This is a genomic window from Austwickia chelonae (assembly GCF_003391095.1).
Lineage (GTDB): Bacteria > Actinomycetota > Actinomycetes > Actinomycetales > Dermatophilaceae > Austwickia > Austwickia chelonae_A.
In genome coordinates, this window is the sequence record NZ_CP031447.1 from 2,289,055 (window position 1) to 2,305,491 (window position 16,437).

The 16,437-nt window shown below is 64.4% G+C and carries 14 protein-coding genes; 4 read left to right on the forward strand and 10 right to left on the reverse strand.

Going from position 1 to position 16,437, the window contains the following annotated elements; genetic code table 11:
* Positions 1 to 94 precede the first annotated feature (94 nt).
* From DX923_RS10120 to glmS, 3 genes are all read right to left on the reverse strand, one after another.
* Positions 95 to 1,615, reverse strand: coding sequence for an NAD(P)H-hydrate dehydratase (locus tag DX923_RS10120; protein ID WP_116114586.1), 1,521 nt, complete (start codon positions 1,613 to 1,615; stop codon positions 95 to 97).
* Between the two features lie 38 nt (positions 1,616 to 1,653).
* Complete coding sequence (locus tag DX923_RS10125; protein WP_116114588.1) at positions 1,654 to 2,004, reverse strand: holo-ACP synthase; 351 nt, start codon at positions 2,002 to 2,004, stop codon at positions 1,654 to 1,656.
* 109 nt (positions 2,005 to 2,113) lie between these two features.
* Positions 2,114 to 3,967, reverse strand: coding sequence for a glutamine--fructose-6-phosphate transaminase (isomerizing) (gene glmS, locus DX923_RS10130; protein ID WP_116114590.1), 1,854 nt, complete (start codon positions 3,965 to 3,967; stop codon positions 2,114 to 2,116).
* Positions 3,968 to 4,043: 76 nt separating this feature from the next.
* Here glmS and coaA point away from each other — a divergent pair, with 76 nt between their 5' ends.
* On the forward strand, positions 4,044 to 4,997 hold the full coding sequence (gene coaA, locus DX923_RS10135) for a type I pantothenate kinase (protein WP_116116273.1): 954 nt from the start codon (positions 4,044 to 4,046) through the stop codon (positions 4,995 to 4,997).
* Positions 4,998 to 5,159: 162 nt separating this feature from the next.
* Here the strand turns inward: coaA and DX923_RS16740 are convergent, their stop codons facing one another.
* The 6 genes from DX923_RS16740 to mca all read right to left on the reverse strand — a co-directional run bounded on the left by DX923_RS16740 (position 5,160) and on the right by mca (position 11,317).
* Positions 5,160 to 5,903 carry a hypothetical protein gene (locus DX923_RS16740; RefSeq protein ID WP_240322589.1) on the reverse strand — a complete coding sequence of 248 codons (744 nt, stop codon included), beginning with the start codon at positions 5,901 to 5,903 and terminating at the stop codon, positions 5,160 to 5,162.
* A gap of 177 nt (positions 5,904 to 6,080) precedes the next feature.
* Entirely contained in the window at positions 6,081 to 7,394 is a 1,314-nt protein-coding gene (locus DX923_RS10145; protein WP_116114592.1) for a PhoH family protein, read from the reverse strand.
* A 181-nt stretch (positions 7,395 to 7,575) separates the two neighbouring features.
* The gene (gene mptB, locus DX923_RS10150; protein ID WP_240322590.1) at positions 7,576 to 9,237 is read right to left on the reverse strand and encodes a polyprenol phosphomannose-dependent alpha 1,6 mannosyltransferase MptB; all 1,662 of its coding nucleotides are present in this window, start codon (positions 9,235 to 9,237) and stop codon (positions 7,576 to 7,578) included.
* Between the two features lie 97 nt (positions 9,238 to 9,334).
* Positions 9,335 to 10,096: an isoprenyl transferase gene (locus DX923_RS10155; RefSeq protein WP_116116275.1), complete on the reverse strand. Its 762-nt coding sequence runs from the start codon at positions 10,094 to 10,096 to the stop codon at positions 9,335 to 9,337.
* A gap of 13 nt (positions 10,097 to 10,109) precedes the next feature.
* A complete protein-coding gene (locus tag DX923_RS10160) occupies positions 10,110 to 10,397 on the reverse strand; it encodes a hypothetical protein (RefSeq protein WP_116114594.1) in 288 nt (95 codons plus the stop codon).
* The gene (mca, locus tag DX923_RS10165; protein ID WP_162873121.1) at positions 10,394 to 11,317 is read right to left on the reverse strand and encodes a mycothiol conjugate amidase Mca; all 924 of its coding nucleotides are present in this window, start codon (positions 11,315 to 11,317) and stop codon (positions 10,394 to 10,396) included. Before mca ends, DX923_RS10160 begins: the two co-directional genes overlap by 4 nt.
* 351 nt (positions 11,318 to 11,668) lie before the next feature.
* Here mca and DX923_RS10170 point away from each other — a divergent pair, with 351 nt between their 5' ends.
* The 3 genes from DX923_RS10170 to msrA all read left to right on the forward strand — a co-directional run bounded on the left by DX923_RS10170 (position 11,669) and on the right by msrA (position 13,676).
* Positions 11,669 to 12,043, forward strand: coding sequence for a DUF4307 domain-containing protein (locus DX923_RS10170; RefSeq protein ID WP_116114596.1), 375 nt, complete (start codon positions 11,669 to 11,671; stop codon positions 12,041 to 12,043).
* A gap of 281 nt (positions 12,044 to 12,324) precedes the next feature.
* A complete protein-coding gene (greA, locus tag DX923_RS10175) occupies positions 12,325 to 12,816 on the forward strand; it encodes a transcription elongation factor GreA (protein WP_006502778.1) in 492 nt (163 codons plus the stop codon).
* 152 nt (positions 12,817 to 12,968) lie between these two features.
* The gene (msrA, locus tag DX923_RS10180; protein WP_116116277.1) at positions 12,969 to 13,676 is read left to right on the forward strand and encodes a peptide-methionine (S)-S-oxide reductase MsrA; all 708 of its coding nucleotides are present in this window, start codon (positions 12,969 to 12,971) and stop codon (positions 13,674 to 13,676) included.
* 19 nt (positions 13,677 to 13,695) lie between these two features.
* On the opposite strand, the gene DX923_RS10185 is transcribed toward msrA, so the two are convergent.
* Complete coding sequence (locus DX923_RS10185; RefSeq protein WP_162872897.1) at positions 13,696 to 16,278, reverse strand: FlgK family flagellar hook-associated protein; 2,583 nt, start codon at positions 16,276 to 16,278, stop codon at positions 13,696 to 13,698.
* Positions 16,279 to 16,437: the final 159 nt, after the last annotated feature.

Below are 16,437 nucleotides of genomic sequence, written 5' to 3' on the forward strand. Positions count from 1 at the left end.
CGGACGTGGTCTTGGCGCGCTGAATCACCCTTCCATACTGGCGTAGGAAGACCTTGATCGAGAGCTGGAAGGCAGACTCCCGGCGACCAGGAGGTCAGCGGCGGGAAAGCAGAACAGCCAGAGTCGGAGCCAGCTCTTCAGCGAGATCTCGAGCACGTATCGGGCCACCGCGGCTGAGTCGTTCTGCAGCGACCCCGTGCACCAGGGAGGCAAGGCTTCCGGCATCGACCGCGGACAGCCCCGAACAGAGGAGCGTGCCGGCGAGCCCTGCGAGAACGTCCCCTGATCCTGCAGTCGCGGCCCAAGCCGGGGCATCGGACTGAGCTCGCACGGGTAGCCCGGAATCGGTCGGCGGAACCACGTAAGTGATCTGACCTTTGAGAAGGACCGTGCTGTCGAGGAGGTCAGCAGCCCGCCGCGCGTGGGTGACCGGAGCGTTCACGATGTCCTCCCGGTCGACCTTCTCACCGGTCAGCCTGCTGAGCAGCCGTGCCAGCTCGCCTGCGTGCGGTGTCAGCAGGGTCTTCTCATGCCCGATGTGGCTCGGAGTCTCCACGAGGTCGAGTCCCCCCGCGTCGACCACTCGTGGCATGTCCGACCTCAGCACCGTGCGAACTGCATCGGCCTGTCTTACCGCCGCACTCGAACGGTTGTCCTTGATGTCGATGCCTGGTCCGACCACCCAAGCATCGACGTGAGCGGCACCTGGAGTGGACGTGATCACCGCTTCTGGTGCCGCAGTACGAACGAGAGTTGATGGGGTGCCCGGTCCGATATATCGCACCATCCCTGCTCCGGAACAGACCGCCCCCAGCACGGTCAGGACGGCGGCGCCGGAGTAGACCTGGCTTCCCGCGACCACGCCGAGCACGCCGCGTGAGTACTTGTCGTCGCGAGGAAGGGGAACCGGCCAGAGCCTGGCCACATCGTCGTGTTCGAGGCGTTCCGCGGCAGGAAGGCTGTGGGGTACCAACCCGATGTCAACGACGGTCAACACACCGCAGCGTGGCTCGGTGGCCAAGATGTGCACCGGTTTAGGAACACCAAAAGCCACGGTCTCGTCGGCCCAGACGCTGGCAGAAGCGATGTGTTCACCTGCCGGATCCGCGCCACTGGGCAGGTCGACCGCGATGATACGCGCATCGGCCGGTACCGCTTCGAGGATCCCCTCGATCAGGTCGGCGACAGTGGGCTGCCAGCCAGGACGTCCACCGATGCCGGTGAGCCCGTCCACCAGGATGTCGGCCTCGGCGACGATGGCCAAGACGTCCCCCGCCTTGGCCACCAGCGCGTCGACCACCTGCACCCCGCATCGCCGTGCCATATCCAGTGCTGAGGGGTGAACTCCACTCTCGGAGAGCAGCAGCGCGGCAACGCCAGCGGCGGATTCCTTCCGCGCCAACCGGGCCAGCGCATACAGGGTGTCCCCTCCGTTGCCTCCCGAGCCGACGAGCCCGACCACTCGAGCAGCGCGAGGGCGCCCTTTGACGCGACTGCGCAGCACTTTGCTGAGCCCTTTGGCTGCCCGATGCATGAGCTCCCCCTCAGGGAGCCGTTCCATCAGTACGGCTTCGGCCGCCCGAACATCCGGCACGGACCACGCCTGCAGAACCACAGGTTCTCCTTCGCTGTCATTGCCCTGCGCGGAGGACGTCAGTGTTCGGCGACCACGAAGGCCGTCGCGATGCCTGCGTCATGGGAGAGCGACAGATGAACCCGTGTCACACCCAGTTGTTCGGCTCGTGCAGCCACGCTACCCCGCATCACGACGGTCGGCGCTCCATCCGCGCCGCGAAGCACCTCTGCATCCGACCAGCTCAACCCTGCAGGAGCACCCAACGCTTTGGCGAGGGCTTCCTTGGCCGCAAATCTGGCGGCCAAGGACTCCAGAGGAAGCTCCGCCTCGGTCTCGGTGAAGAGCCGATGACGGAGCTCTGGAGTGCGGGAAAGCGCTCTGCCCAACCTTGCGATCTCGCAGACATCGGTGCCGATCCCTACGATCATCGAAGGCTGCCTACTGCTGCGGAGCAGGGCTTTCCCATAACCAGCGGACCGGCCAGAGAAAACAGCGCTGGCAGGTGGCCAGGACGGTCCGCTCCGACCGGCTCCGACTTCATTCGACGGTGACGCTCTTGGCCAGGTTACGCGGCTGGTCGACGTCCAGCCCCTTGGCCGTGGCCAGCTCACAGGCGAAGACCTGCAGCGGAATGATCGTGAGCAGCGGCGCGAGCAGCGGGCTGCTAGCCGGTACCTCGATCACCTCGTCGGCGAAGGGCAGGACAGTTTCGTCGCCGTCCTCGGCGATGACCAAGGTGCGTGCACCCCGAGCCCGAATCTCCTGGATATTGGAGACGACCTTGTCGTGCAAGTGGTGCGGGGTCGACGGCGAGGGCACCACGATGAAGACAGGCTGCCCGGGCTCGATGAGCGCGATAGGACCGTGCTTCAGCTCACCTGCAGCGAAGCCCTCGGCATGGATATAGGCGATCTCCTTGAGCTTCAAGGCACCTTCGAGCGCAATCGGGTACCCGACGTGCCGCCCCAGGAAGAGCACCGAACGGGTGTCGGCCATGAAGTGGGCGATCTCCCGGATCCGCGCCATCCCACCGAGGACGGTCTCGACCTTGGCAGGGAGTTCAGCCAGCTCGGCCATCACTTCGCGGGCGGTCTCGCTGTCTCCACGCAGCTGCGCCAGGTAGAGACCGAAGAGGTAACAGGCTGCGATCTGAGCGGTGAAGGCCTTCGTCGAAGCCACCGCGATCTCTGGCCCGGCGTGGGTGTAGAGGGCGGCGTCGCTCTCCCTGGGGATCGTCGCGCCATGCGTATTACAGATCGACAGTGTGAGCGCGCCGAGTGCCCGGGCGTGTTTGACCGCCATCAAGGTGTCCATCGTCTCGCCGGACTGGCTGATGGACACCACCAGGGTGGAGTCATCGATCACGGGGTCGCAGTAGCGGAACTCGTGAGCCAGCTCGACCGCACAGGGAATCCGGGTCCAGTGCTCGATCGCGTATTTTGCGGTGAGACCGGAGTAGAAAGCGGTGCCACAGGCCACGATCACGATCTTGGAAACTGCCCGCAGTCGATCGGGATCGATCCGCATCTCGTCGAGGACGAGATCGCCTTCAGGGTTGCTCCGACCCAGCAAAGTGTCCGCCAGGGCGTGCGGCTGCTCCAGGATCTCTTTCTCCATGAAGGAGCGGTGCCCGCCCTTCTCCGCCTGCGCGGCGTCCCAGGTGACCTCGAAGCATTTGCCCTCAGCGGGTGTCCCGTCGAAGGAGATGACGCGGACGTCCTCAGCCGTGATCGTGACGATCTGGTCCTGGTCGACTTCCATCGCCATACGAGTGTGCCCGATGAAGGCCGCCACGTCGGACCCGAGGAAGTTCTCCCCCTCCCCCAGGCCGATGACCAGGGGAGAGTTGCGACGTGCCGCTACCACGGTGTCAGGCGAGTCGGCATGGACGGCCAACAAGGTGAAAGCGCCTTCCAGACGGTTCACCACCGCCTGCATGGCCGCGGTCAGGTCGCCGCTGGAGGCGTAGGCGCGCGCCAGCATCTGCGCAGCAACCTCGGTGTCCGTCTCGGAGCGGAAGACGACGCCTTCTGCGAGGAGCTCGGACTTCAGCACGTGAAAGTTCTCGATGATGCCGTTGTGGATGAGTGCCAGGCGGTCTTCGTCACCACCGAGGTGGGGGTGCGCATTCTCGTCGGTGGGCCCGCCATGGGTCGCCCAACGGGTGTGGCCGATCCCAGCACGGGCCGCAGGCATGGGATTGCGCTCGAGCTGAGAGCGCAGATTCACCAGTTTTCCGGATTTCTTCGCCGATACGATGCTTCGATCAGCCACCAGGGCAACTCCAGCCGAGTCGTATCCGCGATACTCGAGCCGCGCAAGGCCCTCCATGATGACTTCGAGCGCCCGCTGACCGGCCTCCGGCCCGACGTACCCCACGATTCCGCACATGAGGGGGAGTCTAACGGAGCCCGACGCGCCTGATCCTCAATGAGGGTGCGTCCCACTCGTGCGGGAGAATGCCCTGGTGTCTCATTCGCATGACTCCATCCCGTCACCGTACGTCGAACTCGACCGGTCGGCCTGGGCGCGGCTGCGGGAAGCCCATCCGCTACGTCTGACCGATGCTGACGTCGCCCGTATCGCCGGTCTGGGCGAGCAGATCGATCTACGGGAGGTGGAGGACGTCTACCTCCCGCTATCCCGGCTGCTCAGTTTCTATGTCGAGGGAACCGATTCCCTGCACACGATCACCAGCAACTTTCTGGGCGAACGTCCAGAACGGACACCTTTCGTGATCGGAGTCGCCGGTTCTGTCGCGGTCGGTAAGTCGACCACAGCACGCCTGCTGCGAGAGATGTTGGCCCGCTGGCCGAGCACGCCTCGGGTGGAGCTGGTGACCACCGATGGCTTCTTGTATCCGAATGCGGAGTTGGAAAGACGTGGTCTCCTGGAACGCAAGGGGTTCCCGGAGAGCTACGACCAACGTGCCCTGTTACGTTTCGTTGCCGAGGTGAAGGCCGGCGCCGATGTGGTCACAGCCCCGGTCTACAGCCACCTGGTCTACGACATCGTTCCGGACCGGCGGATCGAGGTCCGCAGACCCGATGTGTTGATCGTGGAGGGGCTCAATGTCCTGCAGAGTCCTCGGCTGCGCCCGGACGGTCGGTACGGGCTGGCGGTGTCCGACTTCTTCGATTTCTCGGTCTACGTCGATGCCCGGGTCGAGGACATCAAACGCTGGTACATCAACCGTTTCCTGACCTTGCGGCGCACTGCTTTTGCTGACCCCGGTAGCTATTTCCACCGGTATGCGGATCTGTCCGATGCTGAGGCGGTGTCCATGGCCTCAGGAATCTGGGAGGCGATCAACGGGCCGAACCTGCGTCAGAACGTACAGCTCACCCGGGCCCGCGCGACTTTGGTCTTGACCAAGGGCGCGGATCACAGTGTGCGGAATGTCAGGCTTCGCAAGTTGTGACGCTGCGCCGGACATGGGCGTCCGCCACGGCTCGGGGAACCGTGGCGGACGCGAGATGTCGACACCTGGATCGGAGGGGTATGTCCGGTGTCGGCACCGTCGTGGGCCAAGCCACGCTTTCGCGTCATGCCGTGGCGGCCGTTCTTCCCCCTGGGGAAAACGTTAGTACCAGTTGTGCGACTGGCTGTGCCCCCACGCCGCACAGGGGCTGCCGTAGCGTCCGGAGATATATCCCAGACCCCAGGTGATCTGGGTGCTCGGATTCACTTTCCAGTCGGCTCCGGCCGAGGCCATTTTGCTCGCGGGCAGCGACTGGGGAATGCCGTAGGCCCCGGAAGAGGCATTCGTAGCGTTGAACTGCCAGCGGCTCTCTTTATTCCACAGCTGGTCAAGGCACGCGAACTCCCCTGGTCCCCAACCGCGTTGTGCCACGAGAGCGCGGGCAACAGAACGGGGGTCCGCTTGGGCACGTGCCAGGGAGGCGGCTTTGGCGGCTTCAGCATCGGCCTTGGCCTTGGCTGCCGCCTTGGCCTTGGCTTCCTTCTCCGCAATAGCGCTCTGATACGCCTGCCCGGCTTGTCGGGCAATACCGATGTGGGCCTGGCCCATGCCCCAGTAGCTGTCGCGGACTCGCCCGTTGTCGTAGATGGCCGCGACATTCTGACCCGTGGGCTTCTGTGGTTCCAGAGGCTCTTCCTGGGAGACGGATACGAAACCGAGCGCCTTGCCGCCCCCCGTGTTCGGTGCAGCATGGAGCATGCCTGCTCCGACACCGAAGAGCGCAACGACGCCAGCACCTGCAGCCAGTGGCCCGCGGCGCTGTTTGGCGATACGTTCTGCGGCGCGACGCCTGGACTGGACGTCGCGGCGACGCATCCCCCGGTGGGATCCCTCATAGTTCGACACGGGACGACCTCCGCTGTAGAGCAACAGCGATCCGTGGCCATGGGCCCCCTGACCGCAGTGAGCGACGGGAGGTTCACATAACCTTTATCGGATCGATACCTTGCCCTAGCCTGCACTAGGTCGAACGATCGACAAAGTCCTTTCCCGTTATCGTCTCGATATCTGAGCGATGCGATATCAGATCTCTCCGCCCTCCAAGAGGCGAGTCACCAGAGCCGCAATCGGGCTCCGTTCACTCCGGGTCAGAGTGACATGCGCGAAAAGAGCGTTCCCCTTGAGCTTCTCGATCACGGCAGCAACGCCATCATGCCGACCCACCCGCAGGTTGTCCCGCTGGGCCACGTCATGGGTCAACACCACCCGAGAATTCTGCCCGATTCTCGACAGAACGGTCAGCAGAACGTTCCGTTCCAAGGACTGTGCTTCGTCCACCACGACGAAGGCATCATGCAGCGACCTCCCCCGGATATGGGTCAACGGCAGCACCTCCAGCAGGCCCCGGTCCAGAACCTCCTCCACCACTTCGTTACTCACCACAGCAGAGAGAGTGTCGAAAACCGCCTGCGCCCAAGGGCCCATCTTCTCGCTCTCGCTCCCGGGCAGATAGCCGAGCTCCTGACCACCCACCGCGTACAACGGGCGGAAGACGACCACCTTGCGGTGCTGTCTTCGCTCCAGCACTGCTTCCAAGCCCGCGCACAAGGCCAAGGCGCTCTTCCCGGTCCCTGCCCGTCCTCCCAGGCTGACGATCCCGATGTCCGGGTCCAGGAGCAGATCGATCGCGATCCGCTGCTCTGCGCTACGGCCATGCAGCCCGAAGACATCCCGTTCACCGCGGACCAGGCGTACCGAACCGTCCGCCATCACCCGTCCCAGCGCGTGCGAGTGCGGCGCAGACAGCACCAGCCCCGTATTCACCGGAAGCGGCCCAGACAGGGACATCGTCGTTCGACCCGCCTCGTACAACAGGTCCATCTCCTCGGCACCGACCTGGTGCTCGACCAGACCGGTCCACCCCGAATCGGCCACCAGCTCAGCCCGGTACTCCTGAGCGTCCAGGCCCATCGCGGATGCCTTGATCCGCATCGGAAGGTCTTTGCTGACCACCACCACAGATCGCCCGTCGAACGCCAGGTTGCGAGCTACCGCCAGGATCCGACTGTCGTTGTCCTCCAGTCGCAGCCCGTAAGGAAGGTGTTCCTTGCCCTGCCGGTTCAGCTCCACATGCACGGTGCCCCCGCACTCACCCACCGGAACCGGTTGATCCAGATGACCATGCTGTCTCCGCAGATCGTCCAGCAGGCGAAGGGCTTGACGGGCGAAATACCCCAGTTCGGGGTCATGTCGTTTTGCTTCCAGCTCCACGATCACCAGCACGGGGAGAACCACGTCATGCTCAGCGAAACGCAACATAGCTCTCGGGTCCGAAAGAAGGACCGAGGTGTCCAGGACGTAGGTCAACCGCTCCTGGTTATTCCTGGAGGACTCCATTCGAAGGGCTCCTCGACATACGGAGGGCCGGTAAGCGCCAACAACGCACCGGGCTGACAGATCTTCCTCCACACTAAGAAGATCTGTCAGCTTCCAGGCCGATCATGTCTGCCGGTCTCCGGTTGGTCAGGCGGAATTCATCTTGCGGCCATCAACTCCGTCTGCTTTATGCCCGGATCGATCAGCCTGATGAGGTCGAATGACGTTGTGAGGGTCGCGATGTAATCGCTTCGTCGGAGTCCTTCTTCTCCACGGCAGGCTCCGGAGCGGAGGCGTCGTTCAGGGGCGCCACCGCCCACGGAGTGGGACCCAACAGCCCACTCGGTTCGTCGGAGGCGACCCGCTTCGGCCCACGGAGCATTCCCTGGACGCTCCAGGTGACCAAGGCCAGAGCCGAGACGATCAGGGCCGATCGATCGTTGCTGAACGCTGCGTCGATCATCGAATAGGTGCAAAGGAACAAGGAGACGTAGACCGCGGCCTTGAAGGTCCATCGGTTCATCCGTGTTGCTGCCAGCAAGGTACCGCCCCACAGCATGTACCACGGGTGGATCACCGGACCACACAGGCAGAAGATGATCAAGGCCAAGGCAGAAGCCATGATCGGGCGGCGGGGAGCCAGGCTCCAGGTGAGCCACACCGCCACTGCAGCGAAGCTCACCATGCCGATGCTCTGCATGAGGGGAACAGGGATCATCTGTACGAGCTTCGGCAGGCCCATCAGATAGAAGGTGCCCTCAAAAATGCTTCCCACCAACGTCGGAGGAGAGAGCAAGGAACGAATCGATGCTGGGACTGTCAGGTTCGGGATCCATCCCCAACCTAGGCCGGTCGCCAGAGTCATCAGCTCGAAAGAGATCATCCAGATGACGCTGCCGACGAACAGCCCAATGACATAAGGCTTTTGTTTCACCTCGCCTTGGCGGTACCGGATAGCCAAGGCGACGACACCGATGATGGCCATCAAAGCGGTCTGTTTGAAACCTGCGGCGGCGGCGAGAGTGATGCACCCCAGAACCAGATGCCCCTGACTGGCCAGCAGCAGAGCCAACACCGTCAGCGCAATCATCATCGCGTCGTTGTGCATGCCACCCACGATGTGCAGCATCACCAGCGGATTAAGGACAGCCAGCCAGATCGCCTGCTGGCGGTTCACCCCGACCCGCCCAGCCAGCCTCGGCAAGGCGTAGGCGACCAGAGCCATCGACAACAGCGCAGGAACCCTCATCATCACAGCAGCCGCATAAGCGTTGTTGCCCACCAGGGCCACGATCAGATGCTGCAGTTGCAAGGCCAACGGCCCGTAAGGAGCTGGGGTGCCGAACCACATCGGGTCTACCTGGTCGCCGAAAGGGCCAGGAACGGCGATCGGGCCCGACTGATAAGGGTCGATGCCACGCATGACGACCAACCCTTGGGCGGCATAACTGTAGGCATCACGGCTGAACAGCGGCGGGCACAGAAGGACCGGAATCGACCAGATAGCCCAGGTGATCGCCGGTGCCGTCTTACTTCCCGCCACAGGACGCAAACGTAGCCAGGTGTCCAACAGAAGGATGACCCCAGCGGAAAGCACCATTGTCGCGGCGAACCGCCCTGGACCGTGCTGCAACCACTGCAGGTGCAGGAGCTCAACGATCCAGGCGCTCCTGCTCGAGCTGTACTGGTCCAATGGCAAGAAGGCCGGAGTCAGGGAACCTGCAGAGATCAGCAGCATCGACAAGAAACCCCGCCGGACCAAGGGCAGCGCCCAAGCTTCCGTCACGTCCCGCCGCAACTTCGACCACAACCGGCCGAGATCGAGACGGGGTCTCTGAAACACCCTGATACCCACGTCGCGCACGACTGTTGTCCTCCGTCCCCGAGCACTGCCCAGCATCGGCATGAGCCGAGCCGACGACGGCCCCCATGACGTCACCGGTCAGCACCTGTCAATATCTTCAGGTTCCGAAGCGCCGCTCCCGATCCGCGAACGACCGCAACGCCCGTAAGTAGTCCACCCGGCGGAAGTCCGGCCAGAACGCCTCACAGAAGTAAAGCTCACTGTGTGTGCTCTGCCACAGCAGGAAACCGCCGATACGCTGTTCTCCCGACGTGCGAATCACCAAGTCCGGATCGGGCTGACCTTTAGTGTACAAGTGGTCTGCGATGTCGGTGACGTCCAGTGTCTCGGCCACCTCGGCGAGGGTGCGCCCTTCTTCCTCGGCCTGACGCAGCAGTGAGCGCACCGCATCGGTGATCTCATGGCGTCCGCCGTAACCCACCGCAACGTTCACCACCAGCCCTTCCACCCCAGCAGTCATCGCCGAGCACTCCCCCAACCTGCTGGCTGTCTCAGCCGGAAGAAGACGAGTGGCTCCGACGATGTTGACCCGCCACCGACCGGTCGCACACAGATCAGCGACGACCCGCTCGATGATGCCCAACAGCGGACGTAGCTCCACCTCGGGGCGACTAAGATTGTCCGTCGACAACAGCCACAAAGTGACGACCTCAACGCCGACCTCTTCGCTCCAGGTCAAGAACGGGAGGATGTTGTCGGCCCCGGCCTGATGTCCGTGAGCTGTGTCCGCCCCCTTCTCCCGAGCCCACCTGCGGTTGCCGTCGAGCATCACTCCGACATGCCGTGGCACCCGTTCTGGCTGCAAACCCGCCGCCAACCGCCTCTCGTAGGAGGCATACAACAAACCGCGAAGACCCACCGACGCCCCCGTGTCACTTCCCGGACGGAGCAGCAGGCCTCGACCCGCTGCTGCCCACACGGGCTCCGCCCTGACCGTCTGTTCCTGACCTGCCGTCTGGTCTCGGCGACCCCGTCTCCACGTTTCCTGGTCCTTCCTCGTCCTGAGCCGCCTCGCGCTGATGCCGCAGCTCCTCGTCGTACTTGACGTTCTGCAGGCGTTTGTTCATGTTCATCATCAACAACCACAGCGCACAAGCCAAGAGGAAGAACGCCAGGAAACCGCCGATACCGCCGGACACGGCCTGGTTCGCGCCGTTCATGAGGCCTCCTTTACGACGTCGTAGACGGGCCGGGCAGCCTCGCGTGGAATCCGTACGGCGAACTCGTCGGCGGCGGCCGGATCATCCAGTCCCGCGAAGAGGTCGTCCTCCCCCGCTGCGATCTCGACGTAGCTGATCACAGCCTCGAAATCCTCGTGAGGCCACACCCTGCGCTCCACGTCCAGAGGCGCCGCGAACCACCAGCCGTCCGGGTCGATCTGCGTCGCATGAGCCATCAGCGCAGCATTGCGTTGTTCGAAGTACTCTCCGCAGGCTACTCGTGTTGTGACATCCCGTCGGGGCAACCCGGAACGACGTAGCAACCAATCGCCGTACGGGCTCTCCAGCCCTTCCGCCTCCAGAGCTTCGTGCAGAGCGCTCATCCGGTCGAGGGCGATCGTCTGGTTGTAGTAAAGCTTCAACGGTTGCCAAGGCTCCCCGGCGTGGGGGAAGGCCGCAGGATCTCCCGCCGCACGAAAGGCAGAAACCCCCACGAGATGAGTCATGACATGGTCAGGGTGCGGGTAACCGCCCCGCTCGTCATAGGTCGTCATCACATGCGGACGGAACTCGCGGATCACCCGCACCAAAGCCTCGGTCGTCACAGGCAAGGGCTCCGCCGCGAAACAGCCGTGCGGCAGCGGAGGCGGCGGGTCCCCCTCCGGATAGCCCGAGTCCACAAAGCCGAGCCAGGTGTGCTCCACGCCCAGAATCGCTTGTGCCCGAGCCATCTCCTGTCGCCGGAACTCAGGAAGGTCACGCAACAGGTCGGCGTCGTGCTGCAACCGTGGGTTCAGCACATCGCCTCGTTCACCCCCGGTGCAGGAGACCACCATGACGCGGGCGCCCTCCTCTACATAGCGCGCCGAGGTCGCCGCTCCCTTGCTCGATTCGTCATCAGGATGTGCGTGCACCGCCATGAGGCGCCATTCGGTCCGCTGGGTCACACCGCTCTCTTTCATCCGGCTGCCATAGTGCCTGAAAACCGCCTCGTAGATGTGGTGGTGGGCCGAGGAATATCGACCACACACGGGCACGGACCGGCCCGTCACGAAGGTCGGCACCACACCTCACATCGAGCATAGGCCCAACGCCCTCCACCCGACTCGCGCAGTCAGCCACCATCCGCTGCCCGTATGTATCAGGAACAGCGCGAGCGCTCAGTCACTTCCGGGGTGAAACCAGCACCCTCGACGGGTCACGTCCCGTGACTCCCGAAAGCACGACGAGAGGCGGGCCGAATTCGCCCTCCTCGGGAATAGGGTGGGACCGTGCCGATTCCTCGTCCTGCCCCCGGGCGCGCCAAGATCTGGATCGTTGCCACCCTCGGCCTGCTCGTCATGACGGTAGGAGCAGTCTGGTGGGGGCTCGCTGCGACCCTGGGTAAACCGGTCTGGGCAGATGTCGACTGGGACGTCAAGGACGAGCGCACCATCATCGTTCGTTACAGCATTACGAAACCCACCGACATGACCGTCCGATGCCTGGTGGAGGCCCAAGCAGTCGACTACTCCCTCGTCGGTTCCCGGGATGTGGAGATCGGGCCGCAGCCGGAGAAGGAACGCATCTACGAGACGACCGTCTCCACCACCTCCAAAGCGCTCCGGGGAAGGCTGCGTAACTGCCGGGAAGTGCCGACGTCCTGACCCGTCCCGAGCTCCCGACCGCCGCTGTTCCCTGGAGTAAAGAGCCAGCGACGCGGGAAAAAGCTGACGTAACACGCCGTGCCAGCGTATAGTTGATGACTTCCACGCACCCGGCGGCAGCCGCCGGGTGCCCTCGCGTCAGGGGCACTCCGGTCCCGTCGCAGACGAGGTGAACGTACCGGCACACCGCCGATGGCGTGACCCGTCAGCCACAGGACGGCGGGCTCGGGAGGTATGAACCGGAGCCCTGGACGCAACACCGACGCACAAGGAGTGTGACCGTGTCCGACACTACGACGCCGGCGGCGAGCTATCTGACCCAAGAGGCTTACGACCGCCTCAAAGGAGAGCTCGAACACCTCAGCGGCGAGGGACGCACCGAGATCTCCAAGCGCATCGAAGCAGCTCGGGAAGAGGGCGACCTGCGGGAGAACGGCGGCTACCACGCCGCCAAGGAGGAGCAGGGCAAGATGGAAGCCCGCATCCGCCAGCTCACGCAGCTGCTGGAGAACGCCATCGTGGGCGAGACCCCTCCCGATGACGGCATCGTCGAGCCCGGCATGGTCGTGACCATCGACATGTTCGGCGACGAGATGCGCTTCCTCCTAGGGAGCCGTGAGATCTCCGGCGAGGACATCGATGTGTACTCGGAGAAATCCCCCCTCGGTGAAGCCATCATGGGCAAGAAAGCCGGCGACGACGCGACCTATACCGCGCCCAATGGCAAGGAGATCACCGTGAAGATTCTCCAGGCGAAGCCTTACCAAGGCTGAGCCGTCGGCGCCGGGGCCGAGCACCCTGGAACGGACATGTCGAGGGGCACCACCTGCCAGGGGATGGTGCCCCTCGACATGTCCGCAGAGCTGTTTCCCTCCCGGCTCGACGATCTGGTGTGTCTGCACCAAGGCGTGTGAGACTGAACAGCATGTTCGGAGCCCGCGCGACAACGATGGTGGATCCCACGACAGCGCTTGCTGGACGCGCAGAGCCGCTCCCCGGCCTCCCGGAACGACATGCGGTGACCGGGACGTCGCTGCACGGTCCGTGGACATGCCCCGACGGCCGGGACTCCGAGACCTTGTACCTCGCCTTCGGCTGCTTCTGGGGCGCAGAACGCATCATGTGGTCCCAGCCAGGAGTCATCAGCACGGCAGCGGGATATATGGGCGGTTACACCCCGCATCCCACCTACGAAGAGGTGTGCACCGGAAGAACCGGGCACACCGAGACCGTCCTGGTCGTCTACGACCCCACCTCGACCTCTCCCGAGCAGCTGCTCAAGGTCTTCTGGGAAAACCACGACCCCACGCAGGGAATGCGCCAGGGAAATGATGTTGGTACGCAATACCGCTCGGCGGTCTACTGGACCACTCCGGAACAAGAGACCGCAGCCCGGGCTACCAGCGCCTCCTTCGCCGCGGTCCTCCACGATGCCGGCGTTGGCCGTCCCATCACCACCGAACTCCTGCCTTCTGGTGGAGACCGGCGCGAGGATGCAGCAACCGCAGGACCTTTCCACTTCGCTGAGTCGTACCACCAGCAGTATCTCCACAAGAATCCCGGAGGCTACTGCCAACATGGCCCCAACGGGCTGACCTGCCCGACGACGCAGGCCCCGCCCAATAGCAGATGAGATGTCACATCCCCATCGGTCACCGTCCGGAGTCGGTCATCTGTCTGCCCAACCACTCACCCTGATCGTGAAGCTTGGCCAAGACCGCGATCAAGGCTCGTTCCTGCCTGTTCAGGTCGAAGGTCGGTCGATGATCGTTACCGGAACGGTGCGTGTCCGGGGGCGCGTACAACCCCACGCCTGTCCCTCCCTGAGCCGCCCGCGCTGCCGCATAGGCCTCCCAGGTCGGAGTGTCCCGGTCTGCAGCCACCGCTCCGAGCGCACGCACCGCCAAGGAGACCTGCTGTCGGGTCCCTTCCAGGTCATGATCGTAGGCGGCAGACAGCTCCGCCCGGTTCAAGGCCGGAATGCCGTCCCGGTCTAGGTGGAGTCCAGGAAAGGCCGGACGTGGGCCAGGCCACGCTCCGCCCTCGGACGGCGCCGATATCGCCGCAAGTGCACCGATCACCGCAGGTATGCCGTTCTGGTCGTCCAAGCCCAGAGCAGTGAGAACATTGCCTGCCGTCCCGAGCGCATTCGCAGAATGCGCCGCCGAGAAGGTGCTTGCTGCCCGGCCTACCAGATCGCCGACCCGGTCCAGGACATCGTCCGGAGACCTTCTGACTCCCACGATGAAGGGACGAGTCTGATCTGCCCGGTGCACGTCGAGATCAACCCCAGGAAGCATCTGTTCGATGGCGGTGCCCGCGGTCTGGCGCACTTCAGCCGCTCTGCCCTCGGCCCGGATCTCGACCACGGTGTCCTGCGCAGCGTTCAACCGGACCACTCGGCCCAGGACGGAGGAGGCGCTAGGCGGCTGGCTGCCGTTGGTGATCGTGATGTTCTCTCCTCGGCCGGTGGCCAAGGACTCCAGACGTACCTGAACCGTCCCGCCGCCGAGCTGCGCCAAAGACGCCCGTACCCCGGCACTGGACTGGTTGATCATCGAGACCAGGTCCGTAGGCGTGGGATAGCTGCCGATGTCCACCAGGGTGGTGTGCTCCTGAGGAGTTCCTGCCCGTTCCACGATGCCGAGCACCCGTTCACGACCATCACCCAGAGGCGAGTCGGGGTGGAAGGTCTGCGCGCTGGCCACGACACCTCCGGAGGCCACCGAGACGACCCTGACCTCGGCCTGTCCGGCAGGCGCCAGTGGGTCGGCATGGACGCTGACCAGCCCCGGGGAACCATTGAGGATGCTCGTCGCAGGGGAAGTCGCCCCTGGGCCGCTCAGGGTCTGTGTCGCGGTCCACAGGCTGCTCAACGACGTGTTTAGAGGCCCTACGGAGTCCGTCGAGATCAACGGTTGAGGCTGCAGGTCTGCTTCGGTCAGCGCGCCGAGCACGAGGTCGGAGCCTCGCGCAGTCGCCGGGACGTCGCCATGCGACAACCTGAAAACCAGGTCTTCCACTCCGGCGGCCACCTGCGCATAGGCAGCACTGCTCTCTGCGGCTCGAGAGATCTCCCGTAGCGAGCCGGTCAACAGCGCCGAAGCTTGAGGACCGCCTGTCACCGGAACGCCCAGGGGGTCGAGTGCTTGCGCGGCCAGCCGGTCCAGGGCGACGGAGGTGCCCGCCGCCAGCCCGGGCAGGATCCGGTTCAAGGTGCCCAACCTGCTTGCCACCACCCCTGAGGCGATCGTCAGATTCCGGCCGTCGGGCAGGGTGATCCGGTGGTCTCCTTCGGGTCCTCGGGTGTTGACCACCGCAGAGGTCTCGGTTCCGGTCACCAGAGGGCGTCCGTCTACGAGAACGTCCACGCCTGTCCCGGCAGAAGGTTGAGCGGTAGCCCCGGTCAACCGAGCCAAGGCCACCACGAGTTGTTCACGGCGTCGGACCAGCTCCGGCGTGGTCTCTGTTCCGTTCCGACCTGCCGCTGCGATCTGGCCATTGGCCGCGGCGATCGCTCCGGACAGATCGTTGATCTCCGCAACCGACCGGGACAATGCTTCCTGGGCAGAGGAGTTCAGGCCGTCCACGACCTCCCGCAGCCGTCTGATGTCTTCGACCGCAGAAGCGACCCGTGCACGGGCCTCGACGATCGCGTCAGGCCCTTCGTCCGAGATCTGTTCCGGGCGGTCCCTGTCGACCGAGGAGGATCGACTCCGATCTCTGCGGTCACGTATTCCTTCTGCTCGGTCCTCGAGCGTCCGAGAGACGTCCTGGAGAGCCTGTTGCTGGATGAGCTCAGCCCTGCGGTCCGCTTCCCGGCGGGCACGTCGGGCCTTTTTCTCCTCGTCTTCCGATGAGGACGCCTCTGAAGCCGAGTTGCCACGCATCGTGGCAGCGGCGCGAGCGTCCGGACGGTCTCGGGTCTCCTCCGGCCAGACATTGGCCAGGCTCTTGTGGACGGCCGCTGCGGGCTCGGCGAGTTGCCGGTCGGCGCCGACCAGATCGGCCCGGCGGGTCTCCAACAGCCCGGTGACCGCTTGGGCTCTCAGGAAGGTCGGCGAGAGCGGCGGAACTTCTGGGGGTGCTGGCTGAGCAGGCGCGGGTGTGGTCGTGGGCAGGCTGGATCCGGCCGGGGCACGACCGTCACCCTCCAAGCGGGTGCCGACCCGTAGTGACGGCGAGACCGGCACGACCGGTGGCACCAGTCGGGTCCCGACAGGTGGTGTCCACATGCTTCCGTACGACATGGGCGTGTCTCATCCGTGAGAAGGACCGTATCGGTCCTGATTGGCTGTCCGATAGCACTGTCACCGGAGTGGAGGGACTCCTCCAGTACGTCGACCTATCGGACGGCTTCCCACGGACTTGAGATTTCTGCCAGAGACTCCGAC